Source organism: Pseudomonas sp. PAMC 26793, from assembly GCF_000313235.1.
GTDB classification, from domain to species: Bacteria; Pseudomonadota; Gammaproteobacteria; order Pseudomonadales; family Pseudomonadaceae; genus Aquipseudomonas; species Aquipseudomonas yamanorum.
Genome location: NZ_AMXG01000058.1, coordinates 221189 through 238635, shown reverse-complemented (window position 1 = coordinate 238635; position 17447 = coordinate 221189). Strand labels below are relative to the sequence as shown.

The window sequence follows — 17447 nt, the reverse complement described above, 5'->3', positions numbered from 1 at the left end:
GAAGCCTTTGTCCGGTCAATTGCTGCTGATACGACCATGGGGTCACGCAGAGGTTGCGTCGGATTCACGATTGATTTCCTGGCGCAGGCGCTAACGGCAGGCAGACGCGGAACAAGGCGCCCTCGCCTATCCTGCTTTCGACCTCAATGGTCCCGCCGTGGGCCGCGATAATCTGCTCGGAGATAAACAGCCCCAGGCCCAGGCCCGCCACGGCGTGGCTGGCCGACACCCGTTCAAACTGCTGGAAGATCCGCGTCTGGTTGTCTTCGCTGATACCGATCCCGTGGTCACGCACTTCCACCCGTGCTTCGCCATGCTCTGCGTACACCCGCACTTCCACCGGGCTCTTGGCGCCATAACGCAAGGCGTTGGTCAGCAGGTTGGACACCACCTGTTCGATACGGAACTCGTCCCAGTTGCCCTCCACCGGCCCTTCCTGGACCCACTTCACCGAGGACTCGGCCGCCGCCACTTGCGGGGCGAAATTCTCCAGCAGGTTGTGCACCAGTTGCGTCAGGTCAAAGCGCCCGGGGCGAATCGACAGCTTGCCGGTGCGAATACGCGACACGTCGAGCATGTCTTCGATCAGGCGGATCAGGCTCTGGATCTGCCGCTCGTCGCGGTCGACCATGGCGTGCATCTTGTCCATGGTAAAGGCCGCGGCGTTGTCCCGGGCCAGGTGCATCTTGCGCAATTGGGTTTCCAGGATCAGCCCGTTGAGGGGCGTGCGCACTTCATGGGCCACGATCGACATAAAGTCATCACGCATACGCACGGCCTGCTCCAGTTCAGCCTGGGTGGCCTGCAAGCGCGTGAGCAAGGCTTCCTGCTCGCGGCGGCTTTGCTCCAGGGCTTCAACCTGCTGTTTCATCGCCTTGCTCTGGCGATACAGGTCGACGAACACATTGACCTTGCTCTTGACCGCATGGATATCCAGCGGTTTGTGCAGGAAGTCCACGGCGCCGCTTTCGTAGCCCTTGAACGCGTAGTTGAGCTCACGACCGGCGGCACTGACAAACACGATCGGGATGTTCTTGGTCTTTTCGGTGCCGCGCATCAGCTCGGCCAGCTCAAAGCCGTTCATGCCGGGCATCTGCACGTCGAGAATGGCCATCGCGAACTCGTGCTCCAGCAGCAGCGACAAGGCCTCGTCGGCGCTCAATGCCTTGTAGACCTGGCGGTCCTCACGCTTGATCAGCGCTTCAAGGGCCAGCAGGTTTTCCGGCAGATCGTCGACGATCAGCAGTTTGGCCTGGACAGTACTTAACATGGGGAGGATTCCAGGGAAGCCAGCAAGGTGCCGATGCGGCTCAAGGGAAGAATATAGTCAGGTGTATGCAACGCCAGGGCGGCCCGGGGCATGACGGCGACCCGCGCCTCGTCGGGATCCTGGACCACCGTCATACCACCGCACTGTTTGACATGGGCCAGGCCTCGGGCGCCGTCCTGGTTGGCGCCCGTCAGCAGGATCGCCATCAGACCGGTGCCGTACGCATCGGCGGCCGACTCGAACAGGTAGTCAATGGCTGGCCGGGAATGGTGCACGCGGTCCTCCTGGCTCAGTGACAAGCTGCGGTCGTGCTCCACCGACAGGTGATAACCGGGGCCGGCAAAATACAGGGTGCCGGGCTGGATCACTTCCTTGTCCCGCGCTTCCACCACCGTCATCGATACGCGACGGTCAAACACTTCCGCCAACTGGCTGCGGCGTTCGTCCGGCAGGTGCAGCACCGTGATGATCGGCAGGCTGAAGTTGGCCGGCAATTCACCAAAAATGCCCAGCAACGCCTCGACACCGCCCGCGGAAGCGCCGATCACAATAGCTTCGATCCCGGATGCCGGGCTGGCAGCAGCTTCATTCATAATTTTCGGTAGATCCGTTCTTGCTTGACCAAGGGTTCGAACTGTTTGCTGTAGCCGGAAAAATCCAGGGTTTCCTTGCTGCCCAGCACCAGGAAGCCGCGATGACACAGCGACTCATGAAACAATCCAAACGCCCTGTCCTGCAACTTTTTATTGAAGTAAATCAGTACATTACGGCAGGAAATTAACTGAGTTTCTGAGAATACGCTATCCGTCGCCAGGCTATGATCGGCAAACGTCACGGTCTCCCGCAGGGTCTTGTCGAAGATCGCATGATCGTAAGCCGCGGTGTAGTAATCGGCAAACGAACGCTGGCCACCGGCCTGCTGGTAGTTGTGGGTATAGGCGCGGATGTTCTCAAGGGAAAAAATCCCCTGCTTGGCTTTTTCCAGGGACCGGGGATTGATGTCGGTGGCGTAAATGATGGTGCGCTCCAGCAAGCCCTCCTCACGCAACAGGATGGCCATGGAGTACACCTCTTCCCCGGTGCTGCAGCCGGCGATCCAGATCTTGATCGACGGGTAGGTCTTGAGCAGCGGCACCACTTCCTGGCGAATCGCCAGGAAGTGCGAAGGGTCGCGAAACATTTCACTGACGGGAATCGTCAGGAATTGCAGCAACTGCATGAACGCCGTCGGGTCATGCAGCACCCGCTCCTGCAAGGCCGAGATGGTGGCGCAGTCGAACTGACGCAGCGCATGGGCCACGCGGCGCTTGACCGAGGCCCCGGAGTAATCACGAAAGTCATAGCTGTATTTGAGGTAGATCGCCTCAATCAGCAAGCGCAGTTCGATGTCAGTGCTTCTTTCCAATTAAATCCGTTCCATCTTGGGTAGCCACACGCGAATCAATGAAAACAACCGGTCAAGGTCGATGGGCTTGGCCAGGTAATCGTTGGAACCTGCCGCCAGGCAACGCTCCTGATCGTCCTTCATGGCCTTGGCCGTCACCGCGATGATCGGCAGCTTGCGCCAGCGCGGGTCCTGGCGGATCAGGGCCGTGGCCTCGTAACCGTCCATCTCCGGCATCATCACGTCCATCAGCACCAGGTCGATGTCATCGACTTCATTGAGTTTCTCGATTGCCTCGCGGCCGTTACGGCCGATCACGACAATCGCGCCCTTGTGCTCCAGGGCACTGGTCAGGGCGAAGATATTGCGCACATCGTCATCCACCAGCAGGATCTTGCGCCCTTCGAAGACCTTGTCGCGGCTGCGGGCGGTCCTGAGCATTGTCTGGCGTTCATGGGACAGCTGGGATTCGACTTTGTGCAGAAAGAGTGTGACCTCGTCCAGCAAACGCTCGGGGGAGCGTGCGCCCTTGATAATGATCGAGCGTGAATACTTGCGCAGTTCGGCCTCTTCGTCCCGGGTCAGGTTGCGCCCGGTGTAGACGATCACCGGCGGGAACGAGCAGATATCCTCGGTGGACATGCGCTTGAGCAGCTCATTACCGAGCATGTCCGGCAGCTTGAGGTCGATGATCATGCAGTCATAGATGTGGCTGCGAAGCAGGTCCAATGCCTCCTGGGCGAAGCCTACGGCGGTGATCTCGATGTCATCGTCGCCGATCAGGCGGGCAATGCTGTCGCGCTGCAAGTCATCGTCTTCCACCAGCAGCACCCGCTTGACCTTCTGCGTGAGCTTGGCCTCCAGGCGGGCGAACACATCCTTGAGATCTTCGCGGGTGGTCGGCTTGACCGCGTACCCGATGGCGCCCATGTGCATGGCGGCTTCGACGCGGTCTTCGACGGAAATCACGTGCACCGGGATATGGCGGGTCCCGGCATGTTCCTTGAGGCGTTGCAGCACGGTCAGGCCGGAATGGTCCGGCAGGCGCATGTCTAGCAGGATCGCGTCGGGAATGTACTGTTCCGCCAGGGCATAGCCTTCGTCTGCGCCATGGGCCACCAGGCAGTGGTAACCCAGTTCATGGGCGAGGTCGAAGAGGATGCGGGCGAAGTTGGGCTCATCTTCCACCACCAGGATGCAGCGCGTGGCGAACGGGGCCTTGTCGCGGTCATCGATAAAGCGTGGGATCTGCGCTTCGTGGGCGATCGGCATCGGCGACACCTTGATCGGCGCCGGTGCAGGCACAGGGACTACCGCCCGCGGCTGTTCCAGCGCCGGGGTGTCTTCGTCACGCTCTACATAGTGCTCGGGCACCACCAGGGTAAAGATACTGCCCTGGCCAGGTTCGCTGGTGACACTGATATAGCCGCCCAACAGGTTCGCCAGGTCTCGGGAGATCGACAGGCCCAGGCCGGTGCCGCCGTAACGGCGGTTGGTGGTGCCATCGGCCTGGCGGAAGGCCTCGAAGATGCTTTCCTGCTGGTCCGGGGCGATACCAATCCCCGAATCACGCACGGTAAAGGCAATGCCCTCCCCCGGCGCCCGGGATACCGACAGGCTGACCTCACCTTGCTCAGTGAACTTGATCGCGTTGGACAGCAGGTTCTTCAGAATCTGCTCCAGGCGCTGGCGGTCGGTGAACAGCATGTGCGGCGAGCCTTCCTGCACCTCCACCTGGAACCCGAGCTTGCGGTCGGCCGCCAGCGGCTCGAACATGCCGCGCAGCCCATCCACCAAGCGCGCAACGCTGGTGTTCTCCGGGCGCATTTCCAGCTTGCCGGCTTCGACCTTGGAGATATCGAGGATGTCATTGATCAGGTTGAGCAGGTCGTTGCCGGCCGAATAGATCGACTCGGCGAACTTGACCTGTTCGGCGCTGAGGTTTTCCTGGGGGTTCTCCGCCAGCAACTTGGCGAGGATCAACGAGCTGTTCAGCGGCGTGCGCAGCTCGTGGGACATGTTGGCGAGGAACTCGGACTTGTACTTGCTGGAACGCTGCAACTCGTCGGCGCGCTCTTCCAGCTCGATCTGTACGCGATTGAGTTCAACGTTTTTCTGATCCATGGCATCGCGCTGGTCGGCCAGGGTCTGGGTCTGTTCGGCCAACTGTTCGTTGGTCTGTTCCAGCTCCGCCTGTTGGGTTTCAAGGAAAGCCTGGGATTCCTTGAGGATGCGCGATTGCTCTTCCAGCTCTTCGTTGGCGGTCTTGAGCTCTTCCTGCTGCACTTGCAGCTCTTCATTAAGCTGCTGGGTTTCGGCCAGCACTTCCTGCAGACGCTGACGATAACGGGCGGCTTCGATGGAGGTGCCGATATTCTCGGCAATCAACTCCAGCAGTTCGATATCACGGTCTTCCAGTGTACGTAGGAAACCCAGCTCGATCACCCCGTTGACCCGGCCATCGTCGCTGGTCGGTACCACCATCACACTGCGGGTCGAACCTTCGCCGAGGCCGGAACTGACCTTGAAGTAGTCCACCGGCACATCGTCCAGGCGAATCAGGCGATCCTGGCGGGCAGACTGGCCGACGATGCCTTCATCGTTATAGATCGACTGTTCCTGCTGCTCTTGCTCCCGGGAGAAGCCATAAGTGGCCACGCGTGTAAGGCCACCGTGCTCTTCACGCACGTACAGCGCCGCCACCGCCGAGCCCATGTACTGGGCGAAGAACTGCAGGATGTTGCGGCCCAGCAGGTTCAATGTCAGTTGGCCGAGGACCTGCTCGGCCAGTTCGGTCTGGCCGTTGCGCAGCCAGGCTTGCTGCTCAAGGCGCTTGGCGATCCTCTGCTGTGACATGAGGTTTTCGCTGTAACTGTTTGAAAGTTCAAGAAGATTCTTTCGACCGACATACGCGAGGAACCCGCTCAGGCCGAGCACAAACACCAGGTACAAGGTGACGCTGATGATCGTGGTGCGGGTAACGTCTTCATTGCGGGTGATGCGGAATTGTTGCTCCATCGCCACCGCCCGGTCGTACTCCTTGCGAATCTCGTCCGTCAGGCTTTTGCCGCGCCCTGCTTTCACGGCGCCGCGGAAATCACCGCTTTGGCGCTGCATATCAATCATCGACTGGGCGTAGGTGTTCCACGCCTGTTGCAACGATTCCAGACGCTTGAGCCGGTCCACCTGCTCTGGATTGTCCGCCACCAGTGCCTGCAAATTGCGCAAGTCCGAAATGATCCGCGGCTTGGCCACTTCATACGGGTCGAGGAAGTGTTCATCGCCGGTGATGAGGAAGCCGCGCATGCCGGTTTCCAGGTCCACGGTCAATTTCGAGGTTTCGTTGAGATTGTTGATCACCCGGTCGGTGTGTTCGACCCACTGAATCACCGACAACAGGTAAGTGATCAGAACGACGAAAAACACCGCGCTGAGCACGCCAACGCCCAACGGCAGCGCCACGTTGCGGCCCAGCAATTTACGGAAGCTTTTCTCATCGACAGTCGACGCGGGAGTCATGGGCATGCCTTGGCCAAATACGGAAAAACGGGGAGTTTGCCCCAAAGTTGCGCCTGAGCGCTATTTTTCTGCTTCTCGCAGCGACGTAGATTACATAACCCATTGATTAGTCGACGAATCGGCGTGCTTTTAACACCCGGCAATTGACTTTGTTTCTTGCATAAGGGGTTGAGCGGGAACGTTGTCGATGGACGGGCCCACCCAAAGGTGTGCCGTGGGGAACAGGGAACCTCCTCGGAAAAGGCGCGTATCTCCTAATAAAGGTACCCAACCATGCAAAATGTCAGCAATCTCTCTGTGCAGCAGCCTGCCCCCCAACTCTTGCCCCCCCCTGCTTTCGGAACATCGTCAGTGGGCGCCCAGACCTCAACTCCACGTGCGGTTGCAGGAGCACCAGCACCAGCACTAGCACCAGCAGCATCCGCCCCCCCGCTCCGACCCGCTGAAACAGCCAATGGCCGACCGGCAGAACTGGCAGAACTTGCTCTACGCCGTCAACCTGGCAGCCCCGCCACTACAAGATTACGACACTGCCCCCTATCTATTATCCGTCCTGAAGCCACGCAAATGGCCATTCATCCAGACTCGTCCCATCATAAAACGATGGGTATGGGCACCAGGGTCAGCCAAAGCCTGGAGGCATTCCTCACTGCCAACGGGGTGCCTTTGCCTACCACAAAGGCCGAGTTCCTCAAGCTGAAACAGGAAGCCGCCGTCAGGATCGCCGCCCACCCTTTCGGTGATCTGGGCGGTGCCTTGTCCTGGCCCGTACCGTTGGATCAGAACCAACAAACTAAGCTAAGCACGCTTGCGATGAACCACTCCCACCACCTCGGTGATAAGCCGCAAGTCAAGCAAAGCAAGAGCATCCTGGATTTTCTCGCCTATCAGAACCCCATTCCGGCGGCCGCCATGAACGATCCGGCCAAGATCCTGGAGTTTCTTTTAAGCTCGCCCGAAGGCCAACTGATGGGCCAGGCCCTGCAGCGCGGGCTCAATGGCATCGAGACCGAGAACAGCCATAACGACTACCTGCTGGCCGCTATCAGTACGCAGATTGATCACGAGTCAGTCCAGGCGCCTCAGCGGAACAAGCTGGCCGGTTACGACGTGGCCAGTCCCCAGCATTGGGGCAAGCCGGCATCGGCCATCGTCAACGGGCTGAGCGCACACCTGTCGAGCCAGGGCAGAACCAGCCCCGAGATGGCCCAGGCGGGTGCTTACGTATTACTGGCAAGAACAGCCCCGGAGTTTCTGATCAAAGACATCCCCGCCAACGTGACCTACGGCAGCCCGGCCTGGGTCAACCTGGCGGTTGCGGCGGCGTCGATAGAAGCGCAGTCGCCGGGCTCGGTACCGAACATGACCTTCGCCCAAGTGATGCTGAAGGCTGAAAGCGCGGCACTGGCCACGCCCGCCGCGACCCAAAGTGCAAAAAGGACAGCGCTGATCGATTGGGCCGTAGCCAATGGCGTTATTGCCAAACAGCCCAATGATGATTACACCCCCTCCCAGCTTGAAACGATACGCAGCGAATTCACTGCACAAGTGGATGAACGAATGAAGGCCTCCACCTTGGTGGAGACCGAAATCCCGAGCCGCAGGGCCATTGCGCTGGCCCAGCTTAAAGAGCGGTTCGGGGATGATGTGCCGTTTGAAAAAAAGGTCCTGACAGTGAAGGACGACCGCCAACAACAGTTCGGCTCTCCGCTCCACGACCCAAACCGCGCACCTGCGGGCCGGCATTCACTACTGGACATCGCCATGAGTGGTTTGGGCAATTACACCTGGGAATCCAAGGATCCAGACATCACCCAGGCACTGGAAGGCAAGTCACTCAAATTCGACGTGAATGCGACATTTCAAAAGCAGTTTGAAGAGTCGATCCAGTCGCGCAACGAAGGGGTTGTCACCACCGTAAAACACCTGATCGCCAACCTGCCGCTGGAAGATCGAAAAAACATCGAGCAGGGAAAAATCACTTTTTATCAGCCCTCTGTTTATCAGTTGGGCCCGAACTTAGTTACACCCCTGTTCAAACCGGTTAAACATGAGTTCCTGATGCAGGTGGAGGGCAAAGAAGGAAGCAACACCTATAAGGTGGATATAAAAAACGGCAGCATCAAAAAAGTCATCCCTCAGGATTTCTCCGCGAGCACCTGGGAACTGGCGATCAAAGAGAAGCGAATACAAGCGTTCAACCCTGCCAACGACAGCGAGTCGGCCCGTTCAGCCCAGGCAGATACGAACCCACTGCCCCCAAACAGCTTTACTACCGCCCGCACCCAGTACATCGCCAATGCATTTGTCGAAAACCTCGATCTGGGTAACGAGGACGTCGTTAAGCAAGCCAAAGGTGCCACGACCTACGACAAGCAAATGGAAACCGAGCTGAAGGTGACCAATTTCTTCCTGGACCTCATTCCCCTCAGGTCAGCGATTGTCAACTTTACCAAGGGTAATTACGTGGACGGGGCGATCGATCTTCAGCAGGACCTGCTGGGTTTTATAACCCTGGGCTCGGCGAAAGCAGTGCACGCAGGCACAAAGGTCATCAGCGCCGGCGCCAAGGCCTTGAACGTCGCCAAGAAAATAGGCGTGGCGGTCATGAGTGGCTTGAACCCGGTGAGCGGTTTGGGCGATCTGGTACAGGGGGGCGTAGGGCTGGTTAACAAAGGCGGCACGTTTTTGCTCGAAAAAAGCATTGAAGGCTTCAATAAACTCAAAGGTGCCAGTGGCAGTTACGATTTACTCAAGACTGTCAGTGCAAGCTACGACGCCGCTGCCACTGGCACCCTCAAGGTGGCAGGCCACAGTGTTGAAGGCGGCGCTGTACTCAAAGAGGGCAAGTGGTATGCCTTCGACGCAGACAAACAGCGACCTTATGGCTCGCCACTCGAAACGTTCACCCCCGATGTGAGGGCAATGGATGGCCAAACGCTGAATCTCAACCTGACAGACTGGCTTTATAACAAGCTCGCAGGCGAAATCGCCGTACCGCCGCCTTCGGGCTTTCTAAGCCGGTATGTCCCAGCAGACTTCAAGATCAAAATGGAGAAAGCCAAACAGCCAAACAACCTGTTGGACTTTGAACTGGGTTATACCACTGGAAAACCGGGCGACATCCCCGGCTACGATGCCTCGTTGAGCATTCCCGAGCTTCAAGCACTCGCCTCACAACCCTTCCTGTCCTATAAGGAAGTCGGCGCCCTGGCCAAACAGATAGAACTGCAAAAAGTAAAGTTGAGCCAGGACGGGTTTGGCTTGTTCCAGCGCGACATACAAGCGGCTGGCGGCCATGTAACCCCCATGCCGCAGGAGTATTACCTCAGTCAGGTCAACCTTGCCTCCGAAGGCGAGTGTGCCGGTATGGCGAACGCATTGGGGCTGGCTATTGAGTCCGGAACCGAAAGTACATTCTTGGGCAACCTGTTTACCGCAGCTGCCAAGCCAAAGGTTGACACCGGGGCAGACTTTATTAAAGAGCTGAATGCTTTTCACAATAAGGTATCGGGTGACGTAACGTTCCACATGGGCAAGCCCATCCGGCAAGTTTCTTACCAGACAATCATCGACGAACTGGCTGAGGCGGCGCCCGGAAAAACCCTGCGCATAGCCACCCAGGACCACGCCCTGCTGGCAGGCGTCACCCTCAGGGACGACAAGCCCCTCTGGTTTTATTTCGATCCAAACTTCGGGCTTGCCAAGTTTGACTCCGCCAAGGCCATGAGCGACGGACTGGAACGTACATTGAACAGGGGCACCAGCCCATTTCAGCATCGCGCTCATGGAACAACACCCGGATCCCCGGAATACAAGGTCAGCGAGTTTTCAGGCAGCGATATGGCGGTCTATCCAAGACGCCCAAGCGTTACACACATGATATCCGTCGAGCTTTAACGACCTTGAACTGACCCGAAGCGGTGTTGCCGAAGCTGCTCGTTGCGAAGCAGCTTCGGCCCCATAGATTTTATTCGTACCGGAGGACATTCCCACCCATTAACGGCACAATACCTACCCAGTTTCGGGAACTTGCCGAGATCGACATGACTCACTAGAGGATGGTCTTTCGAATGATCAAGACCTGCACCTCCACTTCTCGGGAATCCTCACTATGTCCGCTGCTGCCTCCACCATCCTTGTAGTCGAAGACGACGCCATCGTGCGCATGTTGATCGTCGATGTCCTCGAAGAGCTGGAGTTCCGGGTGCTTGAGGCGGCAGACGCTGAACTCGCCCTGGATATCATCAAAGATACCGCCCATACCATCGACCTGATGATGACCGACCACGGCCTGCCGGGCATGAGTGGCGTGGAACTGGCCGCCAAGGCCCGTGAACTGAAACCTGCCCTGCCAATTCTGTTCGCCAGTGGTTATGCCGAGAATATCGATGTGCCCGTTGGCACCCAGGTGATTGGCAAACCGTTCTCGATTGATCAGTTGCGTGACAAAGTCAAGTCCATGCTGCTTTGACTTCCCCCTGCTGCCGCCTTCCACAGGCGGCACTTTGATCTCGTGGATGTCGACAGATCTTTGCGTTGAACCTCACGTGCCAAAAGACTTCCTGAGCAACTGAGTGCAAACTCTGCCTGAAGCGCAAAGTTCAGTCAGTTGCGACTGTACGCGCCCACCGAAGCCTGCTTTGATAACAGCTGAAAACTCGACGACATCCGACTGATTCAGTAAGGACGCAACAACATGATTCGAACACCGACGCGCCTGCTGTTGGCGAGCCTCTCGATTTTCATGAGTACCGGCGCCTGGGCCGATTTCACCGCCACGCCGAGTGAAGCCCGGGCCATTGCCAAGGAAGCCTACCTTTATGGCTTCCCGGTGGTGGAGATGTACAAGACCCTCTACGCCCAGGCCGTCGACAAGACCGGGCCGAACTTCAAGGCGCCGTTCAACCATATCGGGAACACCGCGCAGGCGATAACCCCTAAAGACACAGCGATACCCACCCCCAACCCGGACACGCCCAACTCCTTTGTCTGGCTCGATCTGCGGGCCGAGCCCGTGGTGTTGACCCTGCCCAAGATCGAAGACAACCGCTACTACGCCGTGCAGTTAATCGACCTCTATACGCAGAACTTCGGCTATCTGGGTACCCGTAGTACCGGCAACAACGGTGGTCACTACATGGTTGCCGGCCCGGGCTGGAAAGGCCAGCAGCCAACCGATATCGACCGCGTCGTGTACAGCGAAAGCAACATCGCCTACGCCCTGTACCGCACTCAATTGTTCGATGAGAAGGACCTGGGCAAAGTCAAGCAGATCCAGAGCGGCTATAAGGTCCAGACCCTGAGCAGCTACGTGAACCAGCCCAAACCCATCAAGCCGCCGAAAATCGCCTGGCCCAAGCCTACGCCGAACATGAGCGACAGCGTGCATCTGTTCCGCTACCTGAACTTCATGCTGGCCTACGCCGCACCGCAGGACAGTGAGAAAGACGTGCTCGCGCGTTTTGCCAAGATCGGCGTCGAGGCGGGCAAGCCGTTCGACCTCAAGGCCCTGACGGTTGAGCAGCGCAAAGCATTGGATGACGGCATCGCCGACGGCAAGGCCGAGTATGCTGCCTTCAAGAAAGACAAGATCGATACCCATCAAGTATCCAGTGCTGACCTGTTCGGCAACCGCGACCACCTTCAAAACAATTACCTGTACCGCTACGCAGGCGCCAACCTGCACCTGTTTGGCAACTCCGGTGATGAAACGGCCTACCTGCGCTACTCCGTGGACAGCGAAGGCAAACCCGCCAACGGCGCACGCCACAGCTACACCCTGCACTTCGCCAAGGACCAGTTGCCGCCGGCCGACGCATTCTGGTCACTGACCATGTACAGCGCCAAGACCAAACTGCTGACGCCCAACCTGAAGAAGCGCTACCTGCTTACGTCGGGGATGTTGCCCAACTTCAAGCTCGACGCCGACGGCGGCCTGACGCTTTTGGTTGCACACCACGAACCACCGAAGGCGGAACAAAGCAACTGGCTGCCTGCACCTCCGGGTCCGTTCTACGCTCTGTTGCGCATTTACCTGCCCAAACCTGAAGTGGGCAACGGCCAATGGAAGCAGCCACCGCTCACACCGATCAAATAGCTCCTGCTCAAGCCGCGCACCGTTTGAGGCTTGGTCCTTTTTAGCTTCAAAAAGGATGGGTGCAGGCCCGACACCCAGCCGTCGATGACGCTTTTCACGTCATCGGCGTTCATCACCTAGGAGTCGTTTGCCAGCGGCTTGCCGGGGCCTTTGCGCACGACTTCGGTTGGGGGGCGGCCCCCCTTTAACAGTCTTTGACAGTTTCCCGACAAAGCTCACAAAGACTGATGGACGGCCCGCCCCTAGCATTCGAGCATCCAAACCACCCCTCGGGTGCTCATCATGTTTCGCACATTGCGCAGTATTCCGCTGCTGGGCTGCCTGCTGAGCAGTCTCGGCTGCCACGGCCAACCGCCGGCCCCGCCGCCCATCCCTAAGGGCGACTACAGCGCAATCATCCGCTACCTGCAAAAACGCATCCCCGTTGAAATGGCCAGGCAAAACATACCCGGCCTGTCCATCGCCCTGGTCAATGGCCAGGAACTGATCTGGGCCCACGGCTTCGGCGTTGCCGACAAAGCCCTGGGCAAACCGGTGACCCCCAACACTGCGTTCCGCGCCGGCGCCCTTTCCAAACTGCTCACCGCCACCGCGGCCATGCAACTGGTGGAGCAACAGCGCCTGGCCCTCGACGCTCCGATCCAGGACACCCTGCGGGAGTTTTACGTCCGCTCGCGCTTTCATTCCGACCAGACCGCTGCCGACCGCGACATCACCCTGCGCCGCCTGCTCAGCCACCAGTCCGGCCTACCCAGCGAACACCTGCGGGACGTGCGCAACACCTTCGCCATGGGCCAGATGCCGATGCGTATTTCCGGGGTATGGCTGAGCACGCCGCCGGGCACTCAGGTGGCCTATTCCAACCTCGGCTACGCCCTGGCCGGTGCCGCCATCGAGCGCAGCAGCGGGCAAGACTTTGAAAACCGCCTGCAAAGCAGCCTGCTCAAACCGCTGGAGATGAATCAGTCGAGCTTTGTCGGCACCGGCGCACAACTGAGCTTCCGCGCCCGGGGTTATGAGGATGGCACCGTCAGCGCCGACGCCCAGGTACGCGACCTCGCCGCCGGTGGCTTGTGGGCAAGCCCCAAGGACCTCAGCCACTACGTGCGCATGCTCTTCGCCCGAGGCCTCTACAAAGACAAACAGGTGCTGAGCAGCCAGTCGATTGACGACATGTTCACCCAGCAAAACACTGGCAACGCCCTGGACTTCGACTGCCAGATGGGCCTGGGGTGGTTTCTCGCCCCTTGTGGTGATGAACCGGTCGGCCCCGGCATACGCACTTACCAGCACAGCGGTGGCGGAGATGATTTCGCCGCGCAACTGACGATGCTGCCGGACCAGCAACTGGCCGTGATCGTGATGGCCAACGACAGCAACGCCGAAGAGATGGTGGTGTCTCTGACCACCGACACCCTGCGCCTGATGCTCCAGGCCCAGACCGGCGAGCCGGTGTGTTCTGACGACTGCCAGCAGCCGGCCCATGGCCTGAAAATCCGCCAGGTGCCCGCCGCTATCGACCGCAAGCGCCTGGCCGGTTTCTATGCCACGGCCTGGGGCATTTTCCGTATCAAGGACGAAAACGGTCAGCTGTATGGTGAGTTGGCCGACACCCGTTTCGAACTGCTGCGGGACGGCCATGGCTGGCTGCGGGCGCAGCAGAAATTCCTCGGTTTCTGGCTCAAGGACCTGGGTGAACTGGGCCGCGTCCAGCTGGACGTGGTGACGGTGCAAGGCCGCCAGATGCTCACCGCCCGCAGCCATGGTCAGCGCGTGCCCGTGGGCGAACGCATCGAACAGACCCCGCTGAGTAATGCCTGGGCCGACACCATCGGCACCTACCAAGTGCTCAACACCCATGAACCCGACGCGCCCTTGAGCGGCATCAGCGTGCGCCTGGAAAACGGCTTCCTGGTGATTCGCGGCCAACTGCACGACCAGACGCTGACCGACTACATCCTGCTGCCCGTGGACAACGCCCACGCGGTGCTTGCCGGCAACGGCTATGGCCTGGGGGACACCGTGAGCCGCCAGATCAATGGCCTGAGCGCCTCCGGCTACCAGTTCAAACGTACCGATTCTCCCCACAACCCCCTGAGTCTCTGACCTCACATGAAGACCCTCCTGCGTTCAAAAAACCTCTGCCTTTCACTGACGTCGCTGTGCCTGCTGTCCGGCGCCGACACCCTTCTGGCCGACGACTGGGAATACACCCTCAAGGCCGGCGTGGCCAACCTGCCCCGCTACAGCGGCAGCGACGAGCGGGTGACCGCGCCGGTGCTGGGGGCGGCCATCGTCAGCCCCTGGGGGATTTTCCTCGACACCGACAAGGGCCTGGGCTGGGGTTATGACGGCGGCGGTGCGAGCTTCAGCGCCTACGTCGGCGCCAGTGGCAATCGCAAGGATGAAAGCAGGAGCGGTCGCCCGGGCTCGAAGAAACTCAAGGGCATGGGCGAGATCAAGACCCGTCCCCAAGTAGGCATCAGTGGCAGCTATAACCTCGGCGGGGTGATTCTCGGCGCCACCCTCGAGCATGCACTTGAAGAGGATGATCACAAGGATTCCGGCAAGGCCTTCACCCACCTGGAATTGAGCCTGGGCACCAACCTGTATGACGGCGACTGCGGTTCGTTGGACGCCAGCCTCAGCAGCCATTTTGGCGACAGCAACTACCTGCAGACCTGGTACGGCGTCACCACCGGCCAGGCCGCGCAGAGCCGCTTCAAGGCCTACAAGGCCAGCGGTGGCAATATCAGCAACGGGATGAACCTGGTGTGGAGTTTGCCGATCAGTGAGCACACCCAGTTTTCGACGCTGCTGGATGTGCAATACCTGGCGGACAAGGCCGGCCAGAGCCCGATTGTGGAGCGGCGGCTGCAGACGTCAGTGATGGGGATGGTCGAGTACAGGTTCTAAGGCGATCGTTCCCACGCTCTGCGTGGGAATGCCTATTGGGACGCTCCGCGTCCCGCTCCTGCGCATGGGTGACGCGGAGCGTCACGGCAGGCATTCCCACGCAGAGCGTTGGAACGATCGGTGGCTGATGGGTGGTTATTCGGCATACGCCCACGTCATCCGAAACGACGCCCCGCCCCACTCCGAATCCAGCACTTCAACCTGCCCGCCGTGCCACTGGCACACCCGCCTCACCAGCGCCAGGCCGAGGCCGAAGCCACCGGTGCGGCGGTCGCGGCTGGCATCGAGGCGCAGGAACGGTTCGAAAATCTTCGCCCGCCCTTCCATCGGCACCCCAGGCCCATCGTCATTCACCCGCACTTCGTAGCCGGCACCGAATTTCACCAGCGACACTTCCACACGCCGGTCAGCGTAGCGAATCGCATTGCGCAACAGATTGATCACCGCCCGGGCCATAAAGCGCGGCTCGATGCGGATGTAATCGACTTCACAGGTGCGCAGCAGCAACTGCACGCCTGCCGCCTCGGCCTCCAGGGCGACGCTGCCGATCACGCTGTCGAGCCAGCTGTGGGCCTCGATGCTTTCCCGGGTGATCTGCGTGGCGCCACGTTCCAGGCTGGCATAGGTCAACAGTTCCGAGACCATTTCTTCCAGCTCGCCGAGGTCGGCGTACATGTCGGCGATCAGCGCGCGGCTCTGCCGTGGGTCGGCCTGTTGCTTGAGTTGGTCGAGCTCAAACGACAGCCGCGCAATCGGCGTGCGCAGTTCGTGGGAGACCGCGTTGGTCAACTCGCGCTGATTGGCGATCAGGCTTTCGATGCGCTCGGCCATCTGGTTGAAGTGCCCCGCCAGCTCGCGCACGGTGGAACGGCGCGGCAGCAGGATGCGCGAGCCGAGGTCGTTGTCGCCGAAACGTTGCGCGGCCAGGCGAATATGCTCCAGGTCACGCCAATGGGGCCGTACCCAGAAGTACAGGACAATCGCCAGGCACAGGCCGAGGAAGCCATACGCCCACATGTACAACCACTTGGGCTCTTCCGGCAGCTTGATTTGCAGCAGTTGCTGGCCGCCGTCGATGTTGGAGATGAACTCCATGAAATCGCCCCGCACCACCAACTCGCCCCCGGCCAGCAGTTGCTGCTCACGTTCGGTCAGTTTCAGCGCGTCCTTCTGCACCAGCGCCAGGCGCAGTCCGTAGTGCGGCTGCAAGTCAACCAGGCGAGCAGCGCGGGCTTCACCCGTCACCGGCCGCAATTGTTCCACCAACCCATAAGCAGGGCCGCGCAGGGCCTCACGGTTGTAGGTTTCGTTGGCCTCCGGCAGCAGCTCATCGAAGGTGTAGTTCACCAGCCAGATCGCCCCCGCCAAACCAATGGCCAGGATGATATACAGACGCAGAAACAGCCGTAACATCTAGACCTCCCAGGCGAACGGATTGAACAGGTAGCCCTTGCCCCAGATGGTCTTGATGCACACCGGTTCCCGAGGGTTGTCATTGAGCTTGCCGCGCAGCTTGCTGATGTACACGTCGACGCTGCGATTGAGCCCGTCGAAGGCAATCCCGCGCATGCGGTTGAGGATGTCGTCGCGGGAGAGGATTTTCCCGGCGGCGCTGGCCAGCAACCACAGCAGTTCGAACTCCATGGTGGTCAGGTCGATCTTCTCGCCGCCCAGGCTCACCACCCGGCAACTGCGGTCGATGGCCAAGCGGCCGAACTCAAGGGAGCCCCGCACCGTGGGCTCCGGCGTCTGCCGGCGTTGCAGGGCACGCAGACGGGCCAGCAGCACGGGCGGCTTGATCGGCTTGATCACATAGTCGTCGGCGCCGGATTCCAGGCCGAGGATATGGTCCAGGTCGTCTTCCTTGGCGGTAAGGATCACGATGGGCGTGTCGGACACGTTGCGAATTTCGCGACACACATGCAGGCCGCTCTGGCCGGGCAGCATCAGGTCGAGCACGACGATCTTGGGCTTGAACTCCAGAAAGGCCGCCAGCGCCAGGTCACCCCGGTGCACGGCCAGCACTTCGAAGCCGTGCTGGGACAGGAAATGGGCGATCAGCCCTGCCAGCTTCTGATCGTCCTCCACGAGCAAGACCTTGCCGAGACCCAAGTTATCCATAAATTTCCAGTGCACGCGCAGATTGAAGTGTGCGCATTATAGGGGGCAAGCAGGCAGACTAAAGCAGCTGGCCATTACTGGCCGACGAAGCTTCATGCTTTTAAGAGTTTTTAACAAATAGCCTGCAATCTTTAACG

The 17447-nt window shown here is 59.7% G+C and carries 11 protein-coding genes and 1 pseudogene; 5 read left to right on the top strand and 7 right to left on the bottom strand.

All coding sequences use genetic code 11. The features are described from left to right. Nucleotides 1–64 precede the first annotated feature (64 nt). Genes D109_RS0131590 through D109_RS0131575 form a run of 4 tightly spaced genes read right to left on the bottom strand, consistent with a single transcriptional unit; the run spans nucleotide 65 to nucleotide 6173 of the window. Nucleotides 65–1270 carry a hybrid sensor histidine kinase/response regulator gene (locus D109_RS0131590; protein ID WP_017480446.1) on the bottom strand — a complete coding sequence of 402 codons (1206 nt, stop codon included), beginning with the start codon at nucleotides 1268–1270 and terminating at the stop codon, nucleotides 65–67. Then, a complete protein-coding gene (locus D109_RS0131585) occupies nucleotides 1264–1863 on the bottom strand; it encodes a chemotaxis protein CheB (protein ID WP_017480445.1) in 600 nt (199 codons plus the stop codon). The genes D109_RS0131590 and D109_RS0131585 overlap by 7 nt, the downstream gene beginning before the upstream one ends. Further along, a complete protein-coding gene (locus tag D109_RS0131580; RefSeq protein WP_017480444.1) occupies nucleotides 1860–2675 on the bottom strand; it encodes a protein-glutamate O-methyltransferase CheR in 816 nt (271 codons plus the stop codon). Before D109_RS0131580 ends, D109_RS0131585 begins: the two co-directional genes overlap by 4 nt. Next, entirely contained in the window at nucleotides 2676–6173 is a 3498-nt protein-coding gene (locus D109_RS0131575; protein ID WP_017480443.1) for a response regulator, read from the bottom strand. A 567-nt stretch (nucleotides 6174–6740) separates the two neighbouring features. Here D109_RS0131575 and D109_RS01000000132270 point away from each other — a divergent pair. From D109_RS01000000132270 to D109_RS0131555, 3 genes are all read left to right on the top strand, one after another. Further along, complete coding sequence (locus D109_RS01000000132270; RefSeq protein ID WP_152416435.1) at nucleotides 6741–10073, top strand: hypothetical protein; 3333 nt, start codon at nucleotides 6741–6743, stop codon at nucleotides 10071–10073. 214 nt (nucleotides 10074–10287) lie between these two features. Continuing rightward, nucleotides 10288–10647, top strand: coding sequence for a response regulator (locus D109_RS0131560; protein WP_017480440.1), 360 nt, complete (start codon nucleotides 10288–10290; stop codon nucleotides 10645–10647). Between the two features lie 225 nt (nucleotides 10648–10872). Further along, complete coding sequence (locus D109_RS0131555) at nucleotides 10873–12273, top strand: DUF1254 domain-containing protein (protein WP_017480439.1); 1401 nt, start codon at nucleotides 10873–10875, stop codon at nucleotides 12271–12273. Between the two features lie 35 nt (nucleotides 12274–12308). Here D109_RS0131555 and D109_RS1000000135115 read toward each other — a convergent pair. Beyond that, nucleotides 12309–12437, bottom strand: a pseudogene (locus D109_RS1000000135115) (DUF3313 domain-containing protein); the annotation flags it as partial. Between the two features lie 118 nt (nucleotides 12438–12555). Here D109_RS1000000135115 and D109_RS0131550 point away from each other — a divergent pair. Beyond that, entirely contained in the window at nucleotides 12556–14379 is a 1824-nt protein-coding gene (locus D109_RS0131550; protein WP_017480438.1) for a serine hydrolase, read from the top strand. A 6-nt stretch (nucleotides 14380–14385) separates the two neighbouring features. Then, on the top strand, nucleotides 14386–15189 hold the full coding sequence (locus D109_RS0131545) for a MipA/OmpV family protein (protein WP_017480437.1): 804 nt from the start codon (nucleotides 14386–14388) through the stop codon (nucleotides 15187–15189). 135 nt (nucleotides 15190–15324) lie between these two features. Here the strand turns inward: D109_RS0131545 and D109_RS0131540 are convergent, their stop codons facing one another. Both D109_RS0131540 and D109_RS0131535 read right to left on the bottom strand, forming a co-directional pair. Beyond that, entirely contained in the window at nucleotides 15325–16602 is a 1278-nt protein-coding gene (locus D109_RS0131540; RefSeq protein WP_017480436.1) for an ATP-binding protein, read from the bottom strand. Next, a complete protein-coding gene (locus D109_RS0131535) occupies nucleotides 16603–17310 on the bottom strand; it encodes a winged helix-turn-helix domain-containing protein (RefSeq protein WP_017480435.1) in 708 nt (235 codons plus the stop codon). Nucleotides 17311–17447: the final 137 nt, after the last annotated feature.